The organism is Paracidovorax sp. (assembly GCF_057642795.1).
Genome location: NZ_JBXYZY010000015.1, coordinates 33,604 through 47,839 on the forward strand (window position 1 = coordinate 33,604; position 14,236 = coordinate 47,839).

General features: G+C 63.2%; 11 protein-coding genes and 4 pseudogenes. 5 read left to right on the plus strand and 10 right to left on the minus strand.

Annotated elements, in window-relative coordinates; translation table 11 throughout:
* Positions 1-101 precede the first annotated feature (101 nt).
* The 7 genes and pseudogenes from yfdX1 to AC3A84_RS06250 form a co-directional block, all read right to left on the minus strand.
* Positions 102-1,016 carry a heat resistance protein YfdX1 gene (gene yfdX1 / locus AC3A84_RS06220; protein ID WP_487968752.1) on the minus strand — a complete coding sequence of 305 codons (915 nt, stop codon included), beginning with the start codon at positions 1,014-1,016 and terminating at the stop codon, positions 102-104.
* Between the two features lie 22 nt (positions 1,017-1,038).
* Positions 1,039-1,496 (minus strand): annotated as a pseudogene (hsp20-GI, locus tag AC3A84_RS06225) (small heat shock protein sHSP20-GI).
* 78 nt (positions 1,497-1,574) lie between these two features.
* Entirely contained in the window at positions 1,575-3,404 is a 1,830-nt protein-coding gene (gene ftsH / locus AC3A84_RS06230) for an ATP-dependent zinc metalloprotease FtsH (protein WP_487968753.1), read from the minus strand.
* 27 nt (positions 3,405-3,431) lie between these two features.
* A complete protein-coding gene (gene cls, locus AC3A84_RS06235) occupies positions 3,432-4,862 on the minus strand; it encodes a cardiolipin synthase (protein ID WP_104609723.1) in 1,431 nt (476 codons plus the stop codon).
* A 16-nt stretch (positions 4,863-4,878) separates the two neighbouring features.
* A complete protein-coding gene (clpK, locus tag AC3A84_RS06240) occupies positions 4,879-7,728 on the minus strand; it encodes a heat shock survival AAA family ATPase ClpK (RefSeq protein ID WP_487968754.1) in 2,850 nt (949 codons plus the stop codon).
* A 92-nt stretch (positions 7,729-7,820) separates the two neighbouring features.
* Complete coding sequence (locus AC3A84_RS06245) at positions 7,821-8,390, minus strand: Hsp20/alpha crystallin family protein (RefSeq protein WP_207372978.1); 570 nt, start codon at positions 8,388-8,390, stop codon at positions 7,821-7,823.
* Positions 8,391-8,425: 35 nt separating this feature from the next.
* Positions 8,426-8,788, minus strand: coding sequence for a helix-turn-helix domain-containing protein (locus AC3A84_RS06250; protein ID WP_487968755.1), 363 nt, complete (start codon positions 8,786-8,788; stop codon positions 8,426-8,428).
* Positions 8,789-8,990: 202 nt separating this feature from the next.
* Between AC3A84_RS06250 and AC3A84_RS06255 the strand changes: the two are divergent.
* Positions 8,991-9,284 (plus strand): annotated as a pseudogene (locus tag AC3A84_RS06255) (IS110 family transposase); the annotation flags it as partial.
* A gap of 121 nt (positions 9,285-9,405) precedes the next feature.
* Here AC3A84_RS06255 and AC3A84_RS06260 read toward each other — a convergent pair.
* Positions 9,406-9,835 (minus strand): annotated as a pseudogene (locus AC3A84_RS06260) (transposase domain-containing protein); the annotation flags it as partial.
* Between the two features lie 140 nt (positions 9,836-9,975).
* Between AC3A84_RS06260 and AC3A84_RS06265 the strand changes: the two are divergent.
* The 4 genes and pseudogenes from AC3A84_RS06265 to AC3A84_RS06280 all read left to right on the plus strand — a co-directional run.
* Positions 9,976-10,929, plus strand: coding sequence for a LysR family transcriptional regulator (locus AC3A84_RS06265; RefSeq protein ID WP_262246028.1), 954 nt, complete (start codon positions 9,976-9,978; stop codon positions 10,927-10,929).
* A 493-nt stretch (positions 10,930-11,422) separates the two neighbouring features.
* On the plus strand, positions 11,423-12,181 hold the full coding sequence (locus tag AC3A84_RS06270) for an ATP-binding protein (protein ID WP_487968757.1): 759 nt from the start codon (positions 11,423-11,425) through the stop codon (positions 12,179-12,181).
* Between the two features lie 141 nt (positions 12,182-12,322).
* Positions 12,323-12,541, plus strand: coding sequence for an AlpA family transcriptional regulator (locus tag AC3A84_RS06275; protein WP_129323691.1), 219 nt, complete (start codon positions 12,323-12,325; stop codon positions 12,539-12,541).
* A 40-nt stretch (positions 12,542-12,581) separates the two neighbouring features.
* Positions 12,582-12,773: pseudogene (locus AC3A84_RS06280) on the plus strand (ParA family protein); the annotation flags it as partial.
* 108 nt (positions 12,774-12,881) lie between these two features.
* Here the strand turns inward: AC3A84_RS06280 and AC3A84_RS06285 are convergent.
* Together AC3A84_RS06285 and AC3A84_RS06290 are read right to left on the minus strand one after the other, a co-directional pair.
* Positions 12,882-13,166, minus strand: a complete 285-nt coding sequence (locus AC3A84_RS06285; RefSeq protein WP_487968758.1) for a DUF4124 domain-containing protein — start codon at positions 13,164-13,166, stop codon at positions 12,882-12,884.
* A gap of 16 nt (positions 13,167-13,182) precedes the next feature.
* Positions 13,183-14,103, minus strand: a complete 921-nt coding sequence (locus AC3A84_RS06290) for a restriction endonuclease (RefSeq protein ID WP_487968760.1) — start codon at positions 14,101-14,103, stop codon at positions 13,183-13,185.
* Positions 14,104-14,236: the final 133 nt, after the last annotated feature.

A 14,236-nucleotide genomic window follows, 5' to 3' on the forward strand; every position in this document is an offset into this window, starting at 1 on the left:
GTGATATGCCTCGTATGAGTTAGTGAAAATAGGCGAATCTATTGGGGCTGACTGCGAACATCGCGAGACTGACCGACAGAGCAGTCAGCCCCTTCATCACCTCAAAACAGCTTTTGGAGGCGCGTCTTCAACTCGTCGAACCATCCCTTGCCGCTTTTGCCACCAGCCGACTGTTGCTCAATGGACTTCACCTGATCGAAGATGGGCTTGAAGTCCGCCTTCTTGCCATAACCCAGGATCTGCGCCAGCTCGATTTCCGTGCGCACGTAGGCCAGCAGGGCGCTGAGCTCCTCGCTCTGTTTGGCATCGCGCTTGTCGGTCTCGGCCAGCTTTTCAGCTTTTGCCATCGCGGCTTCAGCCCGTAGCACGGGCAGAGGAAAGGCGACCGAGGTCACCACCAGCGTGTTCAGTGCTCGGGCGAGTTCCGCCTTGGCGTAGTCGATCTTGCCGCTGTCGATGAGCCGTGCGGCCGACTTGATCGCTGCCGGGTACGTTGCCATCGGCAGGTTGTCGGTTTCGATCACGATTTCGCTGGCAAGATTGGCAACAATGGGCCGTGCCTTTTGCACCTCGCCATCATCCAACAACTCCCGAGACAACTTGACCGCTTTCTTCACCGTTTCCACGTTGGCGTGGATATCGCGGGTGATGACGCGTACATTGACCGGCGCCAAAGCAAGTTTGGCGTCGCGTGCCAATACCAGTTCCAGCTTTCCGCTGGCCAGTTCCAGCGCAGCGAGCGCCTCCTTGGTCTTCTTTGCATCAAGAAGTGTCAAAGCCTCCTGGGTCTTGGTGAGCGCCGTGATGGCGTCCTGAGTGAGCTCAGCACGCTTTTTTTCGGCTTCCCGGGCGGCCTTGTCATCTACCTGTGGCTGCGCCGCCTTGGATGCGGCAGAGGGTGCTGCAGCACCTGGGCTAGAACCTGCCGCCGATTGGGCCTGGGCTGGTCCGCTCAGTCCGACGACGACCGCCAGGGCAAGTGCGGAGAAGGTTGATTGGGGCTGTTTGATATTCATGATATTGGGCTCCTAAGTAAAGTTAGTTGACTGAGATTTCAATCTGTTTCGGTTTGGCTTGCTCGGCCTTGACAAGCCGCACTTCCAGTGCGCCGTCTTTCATCGAAGCCGTCACCTTGGTCGGATCAATGTTGTCAGGCAAGACAAAGCTGCGCACAAAGCGGCCATACGCACGTTCGATGCGGTGGAACTTCTTGCCCTGCTCCTCTTTTTCCAGTTTGCGCTCGCCGCTGATGGTGAGCACGCCGTTTTCCGCGCTGACGCGCACGGCATCCTTGGGGACCTCCGGCAGATCCAGCTTGAGGATGAATGCGTTCTCATCCTCGCTGACGTCCACCATTGGTGCCCAGTCCGCCGTGGTCATGGCTTCGTTGCCGGTACGGGCGCCCTGTCGCTGGGGTGTCCGTCCAACATCGTCGCCAGGCGGTTTTGCAATTCATCCAGTTCCCGGAAGGGGTCCCACGGACTCAATGCAGTCATATCCGTTCTCCTTGAACAATGCCGGCGAATTGGATGACGCACCGAACAGAGCCGCCGGCTCACTCTGAATAGCGCCTACTACTTTTCGTTTCCATCAAGAACAAGTCCTTGGGTCAATTGAAGGATGTCGTTTTCGTTGAGCGTTTCCCGCGCCAGCAGTTCGCGCGCACAACGCTCCAGCACCGCGCGGTTGGTGTCGAGGATCCGGTAGGCGCGCTCGAACACGCCCATCACGATGTCGCGGATGGCCTGATCGATGCGCGCCTGGGTCGATTCGGCCACCCGGCAGCCGCCGTGGGCCAGCTCGGGGACGTCGAGAAAACGCGGCCGCTGCGCCTCAAACGCGATGTAGCCGAGCCCCTCGTCCATGCCAAAGCGGGTGATCATGTCGCGCGCGATGTCGGTGGCTCGCGCCAGATCGTCTGCGGCACCAGTCGACAGTTCGCCAAACACCAACTTCTCTGCGGCGCGCCCGCCCAACAGTACGGCGATCTTGTGCTCCAGATCGGCGCGCGTCATCAGGAACCGGTCCTCGGTGGGGCGTTGCAGCGTGTAGCCCAGTGCGCCGATGCCGCGCGGAATGATCGATATCTTGTGTACCGGGTCTGTGCCTGGTAGCGCCAGCGCCACCAAGGCATGGCCCATCTCGTGATAGGCCACGGTCTCCCGCTCCTTGGGGTTGAGCACGCGGTTCTTCTTTTCCAGGCCCGCCACGATGCGCTCGATGGCCGCGGTGAAATCCTGCAACTCCACGGCGGACGCTTTGCGCCGGGTCGCCGCCAGCGCCGCCTCGTTGACCAGGTTCGCCAGGTCCGCGCCGGAAAAGCCCGTGGTCAGCGCAGCCACCTGTTCGAGGTCGACATCCTGGGCCAGTGTCACCTTCTTGACGTGGACCTTCAGGATGTCCAGCCGTCCCTTCTTGTCGGGCCGGTCCACCAGCACCTGGCGGTCGAAGCGACCGGCGCGCAGCAGCGCCTGGTCGAGGATTTCGGGGCGGTTGGTGGCGGCGAGGATGATCAGCCCGACCGAGCTGTCGAAGCCGTCCATCTCGGTGAGCAGCTGGTTGAGCGTCTGCTCACGCTCGTCGTGGCCGCCGATGGGGCCTCCTACGCCGCGTGCACGGCCCAGCGCGTCGAGTTCATCGATGAAGATGATGGCCGGCGCCTGCCCGCGCGCCTGCTCGAACAGGTCGCGCACCCGCGCCGCGCCCACGCCGACAAACATCTCGACGAACTCCGAGCCGGAGATAGAGAAGAACGGTACCCCGGCCTCGCCCGCCACGGCCTTGGCCAGCAGGGTCTTGCCCGTGCCGGGCGGGCCAACCAGCAACACACCTTTCGGGATGCGCGCGCCGAGGCGGCCGTAATCCTGCGGGTTCTTCAGGAAGTCGACGATTTCGACCAGCTCGGCTTTGGCCTCATCGACACCCGCGACATCGGCAAAGGTGACGCCGGTGTTCTTCTCCATGAACACCTTGGCGCGGCTCTTGCCGATGCTCAGGAAACCACCCATGCCCTGCTTCTCGGCGAAGCGGCGGAACAGGAAGAACCAGACGCCGAAGAAGGCCACGGCCGGCAGAATCCAGGAGAGCACATCACGCAGCCAGGTGCTTTCCACCACTCGCGCGTAGGGCACGTCGTATTTCGACAGCCGATCAGCCAGATCGGGTTCGACACGGGTGGCCACGATGGTGGTCTTGCCCCGGCTGTCCGGCGATTTCAGGCGCCCGGTGACCGTGCGGTCCGACACCAGCACTTCGGCGACGCGCCCCTCGGCCAGCGCCTTCTCGAATTCGCTGTAGGGCACGGGCTCGACGGTCTTGGCCGCCTGCCAGTAGTTCTGCAGCGTCAGCAGCAACAGGCCGGCGACGATCCAGTAGCCAATGTTCCATTGATCTTTCTTTTCCATGGGCAATGTTCCTCGCAAGTCGTGCCGCTAGAGAATGGGGGTGAACAGACGGGCCACCCCGTCGCGCAAGCGGATGGCCAGCGGGTGGGCGCGCAACGCCATGGCCGATATCTCGTTCGATGCATCACGGGCGGCATCAAAAAGGGATTCCAGCCGCGTAGACAGCGCGGTGTCGTACACCTCCACATTGAACTCGAAGTTGAGGCGCAGGCTGCGCGCATCCCAATTGGCCGAACCCAGGCAGCACCACTGGCCGTCTATCAGCATCAGCTTGCTGTGGTCGAACGGGCCAGGCCGTTCGAAGATGCGTACACCGTGCTCCAGCACCTGCCAGTAGTGGGCGCGCGCGGCCCATTGCACCGTGGGATGGTCGCCGTTTGCGGGCGTCAGCACCTCGACGCGCACGCCGCGCAACGCGGCCGTGCTCAGCGCCGCGATCATCGGCTGATCGGGCACGAAGTAAGGTGTCCAGATGCGCACCGAATGCTTCGCCGCGCTCAAAGCGCCCATGAAGGTCCAGCGCAGCCGGTCCAGGGCCTCATCGGGACCGGCCTCGATGCCGCGCGCCCAAGAGGTTCCTTGCTCATCAGCCGTTGCGGGCGGTTCGCCCCAGAGACCCTCGTTGAGCCGCTCGCCCGTGGTATCGCACCAATCGTCGGTGAAGCACCGCATCAGATGCGCAACCACCGGCCCGCGCAGACGAAAGTGCAAATCGTGACAGGCCTGCTCCGGCGCATCGGGCCGCCAATACGGGCTGAAGATGTTCATGCCGCCGGTGAAACCCGTCTCGCCATCGATCACCAGCAGCTTGCGGTGATTGCGCAGATGCGCGGCATGCAGGCGCGCGGGAATCAACGTCGGGTTGAACGTCGCCGCCGGAACGCCGGCGCGTTGCAAGGCGCGGTAGGCGCTGCTGGGCGTCCACCGGGCAGAGACGTCGTCGATCAGCACCCGCACTTGCACGCCGCGCGCATGGGCCCGGCTCAGCGCATCGACGAACTGCGCCCCGATGCCTTGGCTGTCGAAGATGTACGAGGCCAAGGCGACGCTGTACCGCGCCGATTCGATGGCGGCGAGCATGGCCGGGTAGGCCTGCTCGCCATCGACAAGCGGCTCGATGCGGTTGCCGCCGGTCAGCGACTGGCCGGTGGCGCGTCCCACCAGGTGGGCCAGACCGGCAAGTGGCGGCGATACAGCCTCGGGCATCGTGGGCGAGAGATCCTGCCGAACAGCAGGATCTGCCCCCGGGAAGAGCCGCCGCGCCCGCCGCTGGTAACGGTTGATGCCGAACAGCCCATACAGCAGCGAACCGCCCAGCGGCAACAAGGCGATCAGCAATACCCACAGCGTGGCCGATCGAGGGTCACGCTTGTAGATGACCGCGTGCCCCGCTGTGGGGATAGCGACCGTCAGCGACACGAGGGTGGCTGCCCATGTCAGCCCGTTGGGGTCGGACACGACAGCCTCCCATCGCTCAAGATTCGCCGCCCGCTGACTTCTTCTTGCGCGCAGGCTTGCTCGCGTCGCTAGGCGGTGCCTCGGCCACCTTCGCGGCATCGGGCTTCTCAGGCTCGGCCGGCTTCGCGGGTGGCTCCTGGCGCTCGAAGACCACCCGTTCGGCCTTGTCATCCCAGCGTCCGCTGGCGTGATCGCCCTTGCCGATTCCGCCGCCGAGCATCTCGCGTGCCAGCGCGGTTTCCAGCTCGCTGCGGATCAGGCGCTTGAGTTCACGCGCACCGAACTCGGGCTTGTAGCCTTCCTCCGCGAAGTGATCGATCAAGGTCTGATCGAAGGTGAGCGTCACGCCCTGGCTGGCGGCGCTGCGTGCCACCCGATCGAGCTGCAGGCCGACGATGTGGCGAATCTCCTCCTTGCCCAGCGCATGGAAGACGATGATCTCGTCGATGCGGTTGATGAACTCGGGACGGAAGTGGCCGCGCAGCACGTCCATCACCTCGGCCTTGGTCTTTTCGTACTCCTCGCCGGCCGCCCCGCGCGCCTTCAGCCGACGCTGGATGATGTCCGAGCCCAAGTTCGAGGTGGCGATGATGATGGTATTGGTGAAATCCACCACCCGGCCCTTGCCGTCGGTGAGCCGCCCGTCGTCGAACACCTGCAGCAGGATGTTGTAGACGTCGGGGTGCGCCTTCTCGATCTCGTCCAGCAGCAACACGCTGTAGGGCTTGCGACGCACCTTCTCGGTGAGCTGGCCGCCCTCGTCATAGCCCACATAACCCGGAGGCGCGCCCACCAGGCGTGCCACGGTATGGCGTTCCCCGTACTCGGACATGTCGATGCGCAGCAGCGCACCTTCATCGCCATAGATGGACTCGGCCAGCGCCTTGGCGAGCTCGGTCTTGCCCACGCCGGTCGGCCCGAGGAACAGAAAAGTCGCCACCGGCTTGCCGCCTTCGCGCAGGCCCGCCCGCGACAGCCGCACGGCATCGGCCACCGCGCGCACCGCTTCGTCCTGGCCCACCAGGCGCTCGTGCAGCCGCTGCTCCAGATGCAGCAGCTTCTCGCGCTCTTCCACCGTCAGCTCGTTGACCGGAATGCCGGTCAGGCGCGAGACGATCTGCGCGACATGCTCGGCCTTGACTTCGGCGCTGCCCGAGGCGCGCTCGCGTTCCCATTCCTCGACAAGCTTCTTGAGTTCGGCCTCTTTGGCCTCGATGTGCTTGCCCAGCTCGGCGGCCTTGTCGTATTGCTTGCGCGAGGCCACATAGTCCTGCTCACGCCGCAGCTGGTGCAATTCGGACTCCAGCTCTTGCACCGCCACCGGGCGGGCCGTGGCCGACAGCTTCACGCGTGCGGCCGCCTGGTCGAGCAGGTCGATGGCCTTGTCAGGCAAAAAGCGTGCGGTGATGTAGCGGTCGGACAACTCGGCGGCGGCGATGATCGCATCCTCGGTGATGCTGACCTTGTGGTGCGCCTCGAAGGTGTCGCGCAGGCCGCGCAGGATCATCATGGTCTGCGCTACCGTCGGCTCGGGCACCATCACCGGCTGGAAGCGACGCTCCAGCGCGGCATCCTTTTCGATGTACTTCTGATACTCGTTGAGCGTGGTGGCGCCGATCAGGTTCAGCTCGCCGCGCGCCATCATCGGCTTGAAGACGTTGGCCACGTCCAGCCCGCCTTCGCCGCCACCCTGGCCGGCACCGACGATGGTGTGCACCTCGTCGATGAAGAGAATCAGCTCCCCCTGGTGCTCGGTCACTTCCTTGAGCACCTTCTGCACGCGCTCCTCGAACTCGCCGCGGTACTTGGCGCCGGCCACCATGGCATTGATGTTGAGTTCGACCAGGCGCTTGTCACGCAGCGTTTCGGGCACTTCGCCTGCGACCATGCGCTGCGCCAGCCCTTCGACGATGGCGGTCTTGCCGACGCCGGGTTCGCCGATCAGCACCGGGTTGTTCTTCTTGCGCCGGGCCAGCACTTCGATGGTCGTCTCGATCTCCTGCGCGCGGCCGATGACCGGATCGAGCTTGCCCTCGCGCGCCATCTTGGTGAGGTCGCGCGAATACTTGTCGAGTTCCGGCGTGTTGGTCGGCGTCTCGGCGCGGCCATCCTCGGCCCCTTTGCCGACCACCTTGCTGACCTGCTGGCGCAGCGCTTGCGGCGTGAGGCCGTAACGGCGCAGCAGGTTGGCCGCCAAACCTTCGCCTTCCTCGGCGAGCCCGATCAGGAAATGCTCCGGCCCGACATAAGAGTGGCCGAGTTCGTTGGAGGCCACGAAAGCACGGCTGAGCGCGTCCTTGACCCGGGGCGACACGCCGATCTCGCCCTCGAACGGCTTATCGCCACGTTTGGCTTCGGATTCGATTTGCCGCTTGAGGTCATCGACCTTGATCTTGAATTGCCCCAGGATGGTCTTTACAACGTCGCTGTCGATCAGCGCCAGCAGCAGGTGTTCGGTATCGACTTCGGGGCGGCCAAATTCGGCGGCATGTTTGGCGGCCTCCTGCAACAAAGCCTCGGACTGTTCGCTGATGCGGCTGGCGAGCCCACTGCCGCGCCGGCGCGTTGTTCCCGTAGCAGCCGGGGCGGGTTCGCCGAACGAGGCATCGACCACCTCGTCGGTATCGGCCGCCATGGACGGCGAATCGTCACCGATGCGGAAGAAGTCGCTGCCGAGGAAGTCTTCGAACAAGCCGCTGCGCGAGCCAAACAAGGCTTCGAGCGGCGAGACGGTGCGCTTTTGCTGGCGCACCAGTTGGCTATAGTGATCGTCACACAACAGCATGGTGCTGTGGCGACCATTGAGATTGGCTTCCACCCGCACCGTGGCGGGCTGGCCGCAGACTTGGCATTGTTTTCTGGCCATGCTCATGCTCCTGTAAAGATGGATTTGATGAGACGCCGCCGATCACGGCGCCTCATCCTTTTGTGGTTTTGAGAAAAGCGAGCCGACCAGCGTCAGCCGTTGATCGGGATCGAGCGGCCCTGCTTGGGCGCACTGGCCTCGCGCTTTTCCATCGTGATCGTGAGCACGCCGTTCTTGAAAGCGGCCTTGATCGTGTCCTGGTTGGCATCGGCCGGCAGGTTCAGAGCGCGCTGAAAGCTGCCGTAGGAGCGCTCCACCCGGTGGAAACCGCCGTCATTCATTTCCTGCTCCTGACGCTTTTCACCGCGCACCAGGAGCACGTCGTTGTCGAGCGTGATCTGGATGTCTTTTTCCTCGACGCCGGGCACTTCCAGGGCGATCTTGTACTGCTTGTCGGTCTCCTGGATGTCCAGCGCCGGCTTCAGCAGGCCCGGCCAGTCCGACGGCCAGCGTGGCATGGCCAGCGTCGGGAAACCGAAGCCTCGAAATGTGTCGTCGAACAGGCGGTCGATCTCGCGGTGCAATTGCAGGATGGGACTGACGGGCCCACCCGCCACCGGCAGGTCATTGCGCTGCACCGGCAGCGAGGCAGTGCTCTGTTGTTCTTCCTGCTCCTTCTTGAACCAGTTCCAGGGAGCCAATTTCTTGAAATCAATGGCCATGTCACACCTCCAGAAGAAAAATTGAAGACTCTCGCTCACTCCCTTTGCCTGCGGCGACGGACAGCGCGCCCAGACGACACGGAGTGTTCCGCTGACTTTGGCTGCTCATCTGTGCGTATCACCTCCTTTTTTCTGCCTGCTTGGGTCTGATCATTGATCCATCGATCGATCTCACTTTGACGAAACCGCCACGTCCCGCCGACCTTGAAGGCCGGAATCTCCCCGTGCGAGGCGAGCCGGTAAAGCGTCCGCTTGCCGACTTTCAAGTAGGCAGCCAACTCGTCGAGTGTGAAGATCGCCTGCTGGTGCGCTGTCATACCACCCCCACAAGTTCCGTCGTCACGCGGCCTCGCCTGAGGAAATTCTTGCAAGACTTTGCTGGATGGTGCACCTAACATGCAGAAAGTCAAGAGCCAACATCCAGCGATCTGCTGGCCGATCGATGTGACTCAATCGTAAGCAGCCAGGAAACAAATGTTGGCTGCCGCCGCGATGGTGCTCCCCAAGTCGTCAATCTGTAGCCATGTGAAGGGGAAGTCCATGAACGAGATTGCGCGAGTCGGGGTGGATCTGGCTAAGCGGGTTATCTAGGTGCATGCGGTGGATGCGCGCGTGGTGGTTGCCAAGGCGCTGGCCGCTGACAAGTTTGCGGCCCGGTGCGCGCAGTTGCCTCCCGGCTGCCCCTGGTGGCCCTGGAGGCCTGCGGCGGTGCGCATCACTGGGCACGCAAGCTGCGCGGCTATGGGCTGGGCGCGGCTGATTGCAGGCCACTTCGTCACGCCCTACCGCATGGCCGGCAAGGGACGCAAGAACGGTGCGGCCGATGCCGCAGCGATCTGCGAGGCTGCAACCCGCCCGCACATGCGCTTCGTGCCGGTGAAGCCGCCGGCGCAGACGCTGCTGACCAGCCATCAGCTGCGCAAACCTCCCGATTCACTCACGCAGCTGATTCCTGCTTGCCTAGGGACGACCATGTAAGCGGCAGATGGTCGGAGTCCTTTGCGACCAGCACCTACGCGAGCAGCCCGGAGGTGGGGATGCCCTTGGCGATGATCTCCGCCGGGACCGGCGCCTGGGTCAGCGTTCGGCACCTGTGCGCAGTTCCACTTGCCGCGGATGTGGCACTCGACCGTGAACACGCCCGGCGTGTAGTCCAGCTTCTCGCTGATGCGCTTGAGCGCACAGCCGCACGCGCAGCGGGTGTTCTCGGGCTCGTGGTGGCAGTCCACGCGCGGCAGGTCCGCCGGCAAGGCGGTGCGCTTAGGCATCGCGCCAGGCGTAGCCGGCGGCTTCTTCTTGCCCAGCAGTTCCTGGAGCTGCGCCTCAGCCGCGGCAAGGTCGGCGTCCAGAGCCTCGTCGAACAGCGCGCGTTGTTCGGCATCGAGCTGCTCGCTCCTCTTGCCGAACTTCAGGCGTCGCAGCTGGGCGATCTCGAACGAGAGCTTCGCCGTAGGCGCTGACATGGGCGAAAAGCATCCGAGCATCACCCCTCCAGGATGGCTCTCATCTCGATACAGAGGTGAATCCTCCGCACTATTCGGCTCCCTACGATGATATGGACTGATCACATCGGTAGGGAGAAAGCATGAACTTACGCCATCTTCGCTGCTTCATCGCCGTAGCCGAAGAACTGCACTTCGGCCGGGCTGCTCGACGGCTGCACATCGAACAGTCTCCACTGTCGCGCACGATCCGCCAGATGGAGGCGGATTTAGGGGTGCCGCTGCTCAACCGCTTGCCACGCAGTGTTCGTCTCACACCGGCGGGACAGGTCTTCCTCGAAGAAGCCCGGCGCGTACTGCTGGCCTTCGAGCAAGCGCAGACCAAGGCACGCGCCGCAGCGAACCAGCGGAACACGCTGCGCATCGCACTATCTGGTGACATGGGGCAGGCCCGCTTGTCGGCGTTGCTTGCGCTTTGCCGCGAGGAGGCACCACAGGTCGGCATTCGGATATTTGAAACGCCACTGGCGCAGTTGGTGACTGGACTGCGCAACGACTTGTATGACGCAGGTTTTGCATTGGCTGGTGAAATGGACGCCGGCATCGTCGCCATGCCGGTGTGGCGAGACCCGCTGGTGGTGGCTTTGCCCGCCAGGCATCCGCTGCTGGCTTTCAAGGAAGTGCCGCTGGAGGAAGTGGCGAGCTATCCGCTGGTGCTGTGCGATCCCCAGGTATGCGAAGGTTGCAGCCGGCAGCGCGAACGGCTGCTCCGCACGGTGGATGCGCAGCCGACGGTAGCCGAGTACGTCAAGACCCATTCCCTGATGCTGGCCCTCGTGGCCGCCGGCTACGGCGTGGGCTTTTCGAGCGCGGCGCATCTGGCGGGTTGCCATCAGGCCGATGTCGTCGTGCGGCCGCTGGCCGACGAGACCGCTTCGCTGACGACCTATCTACTGCGACCCGATGGCGAAATCATGGAGCCGCTGCGGCAGTTCATCGACCGCGTGGAGCGTGTCGGACGCCCGCAAGGCACCGATCAACGCCGATGTGACGCGGGGATTTTGGACGGTACGATTCCCTTTCGGTCTGGACCTTGACCCGCATTGCATCGGCGGCCGACCTTTTGCGTCACGGGCATGGATGGCGATTCGGGCCTATCCACCCGGCATCAAGCAAGGCACCTTCAAGCTGTCGAGGTCACTGCAGTGACGCAGAACGCATGAGCCCTTGCTGGATGCAAACCGGCTCAGCCGGAAGTCGCATTGGCGCTTTACCCCGCCCGTATTCCTACGAAAACTTTGCCCTGGTTTTCCGGTAAAGCGCGGCATCCCTTCCTGATCGAACTTGGATGCGCGGCTTTTCAGACCGTTGCGCCGGTAAAAAGATTTTTCGCAGGTGCATTATGGTTGAGGTGTAGCGGGCACCGCAAGGAGGTTTGCCCCCTGCGTAACGCTCGGCGACATCGCCGCACCCAACGTCCACCACGATGCCGACCGGCTCGCGCTTCATCGGGTTCTTTGGGCAATCGCTGCGCCCATGTGGGCCGCGCGCGCTTGCCATGTGTCGATCCGACGATGGCAAGCGCGCGATATGCCGAAATCGAGCAGCCACGCCTTTGGCGCAAAGACGTACTACCGACCGATCGAGGCGGCCGTCCGCTGGTGCGGTCTCCTGCGCTTCGAGCAGCGTATTCTGGAAGCGCTGGAGCAGCGTGCCATGCCGGAGCCCGGCGAATTCCCGCGCTGGCCGCTGCTGCGCCTGTATGCCGAGCGCATCTTCGACGCGCTGACGCATGGCGAATTGCCCGGTGGCAAGGCCGGCATCGTGCTGGACTCGCAGCGGCCGGCGCTCGACGACCCCGAGTTGACCGTGCGCCACGTGGACTTGAAAGCGTGGATGTCGCAGTTCTACCCCGGCGATCGGCCGGGGTTTTTGTTTGACGGCATCGAACGCGCGGTGCATCCGGCGGTGAGCGTGGACACGCTCAACATTCTGCTGGCCGATCGCGAAGCAGCGAAGTCGCAACTTGCCGAACTTGCCCTGGTGCATGAAGCGCCGCTCACCGCGCACGAAGCACTGGCGAAGGAACATGCCACGCGCGCGGCCAACGACGAACAGGCGCGCGAGCCTGGCCTGCGCAGCGAGACGACTTACCTCAACATCATCGGCGGACTGCTACCGTTTCTGCAGGGCAATTCGCCGTCAGGCGCAGCCTATTCGTCGTTCCGCAGCATGGATGCCGTGGTCAGCGCGCTGATCGCACACCATGAGGGGCGGCCGGGTCTCAGCGAGCGGACGCTGTGGAGCAAGCTCGCGCAGGCGCGGCGCCACCTGGAGGCGTCGCGCTGACGACGCGGCCAGCATGATGCCGATGCGGCGCACTGCAATTGCAGTCGCTGCTTCTGCAATTGAAGTGATTTCGGCGACCGCGGTGTATTGAATACGAGGCACTTTCCGAACAGCGCCAGTGAGCGTCAAGGAGTGTCTCTCATGTCTTCGCAGACCACCGCGCAGGCAGTGCCGGCCGAGCATCGCATCCTGCGTCGCGCCGAAGTCGAGGCCAAAACCGGCTTCAAGCGCGCGCACATCTACAGCCTGATGAAAGAAGGCAAGTTCCCCAAGGCGCTGCGCTTGGGCGTGCGCGCCGTGGGCTGGGACTCGGCGGAGGTCGAGCAATGGATCGCCGATCGCCTCAATGAGCGCGCCTGACGCTTTTCCTCGGTACATGCCATTCAACCGGGAGAAGCCCATGCAGGTGGTGTCCATCATTTCGACCAAGGGCGGCGTCGGCAAGACCACGACGGCGGCCAACCTGGGCGGCTTCGCAGCCGACGCCGGGCTGCGCGTGCTGCTGCTGGACCTGGACGTGCAGCCCACGCTGTCGAGCTACTTCACGCTGGCCGAGCGCGCGCCGGCCGGCATTTACGAGATGCTGGCCTACATGTTGATTTCCACGCAAAGCTGACCCACCGGGGGTGCGGACGAAAACTTGGACTACCAAGAGGTAGTTCATGTATTCCTACGAAGACCGAATCCGAGCCGTTGAGCTCTACATCAAGCTGGGTAAGCGCGTCAGACTGTGTTCAGCCCGCTGCACATCAGCACCCTTGCGGCTGGCTCCGGTCATTTTGTCCATGCCCTGTGTGGGTGTCGTGTCGATTTCCTTGGCCCCCACACAAGGTGCATCCGAATAGCTCACCTTGCCTGCTGTCTCGCAGCGGTAGACGGGTTTTTGTGCGTGGGCAGAGAGACTGAAGCTCAACAGGCCTAGCAGTGCGAACGGCCAATGAAGGTGGCGGGTCAGGTTCAAACGTGAAGAAGACAATAAGCGCATTGGTTTCCAACTCGAATTAGCTGGCAGCCACGGTTCCTCGGCATTTGGGGTAGGTGGTGCAGCCCCAGAACGTGTTACCGGAATTGGCCCCTTGTCTGGTGGTGCGCAGTGCCATGGCGGCACCACAACGTGGGCACTCGGGTTGAGCAGGAGCCTTGGCGGTAGCCTGGGGAGCTTGGGCTGCCGATTGGGGTTGAGGTGCCGGGGTCCCCATTGAGTTGGGAGTCTCGCGTTGTGCGGCTACTGGTTGGCCTTGGGCTCTCCGTGCCTGCTGAATCATCGCAAAGAGCCGGGGGCCGTCAACGAGTTCGATGTTGCGCCCTTGGGCGAAGTCTTTGGCATCGCTCGTGAATCGCCCCGAGGTGACGACAAAGCCACCCGTAGCAACTTTGGCAGCCATGACGCCATAGAGTTCACGCACGGTGGTCACGCCTACCTTGTAGGCCTTCCACTGTTTGCACTGCACAAAGAATTTTTCCGAACCCTTGGCCAGGACGAGGTCAACACCGCCGTCAGGACCGCCCCCACCGATTTCTGTCACGCGGTATCCCTGAAGTCGGTAGGCTTCACCGACCAACAGCTCAAACTCCCGCCAGCTCATGCCGTCCAGGGCGTCGGCATTGCGTGCTTGCGCCACGTCCGAAACCAGGGCTTGGCGCTGTTTGCGCCGCCAGGCTGAAAGGGCTGCCGCAGCAATGCAAAGCAGTGGCACGATGTACTGACCAGCGTTTGCCAAACCGTGGATGAGGGCCTTTTGGATCATGGCCCCCACCATGGCGCCTCCTTGGCCTTGAATGTCAGAGGCTTGGATGGGCGTCGCTAGACGGTGCAGTAGGAAATAGCTGACCGCTGCGAGCACCAGGCAGACCCACCAGGGGAGCATGGCAAGCAAGTCCAGGACATCTTCTAGTGGACTGGATTTCTTGCGTCTGGCCATGGTTCCTCCCGATGTTTTTGTGGCGTTTGCACTATTTTGGCGCAAGCGTTTGATCATGCCTGAATCGCCCCGGGTTTTCTAGACACCTCTGAGCCTCAAACCTGAGGCCCAATTGGAGGTGCCATGAGTAAAC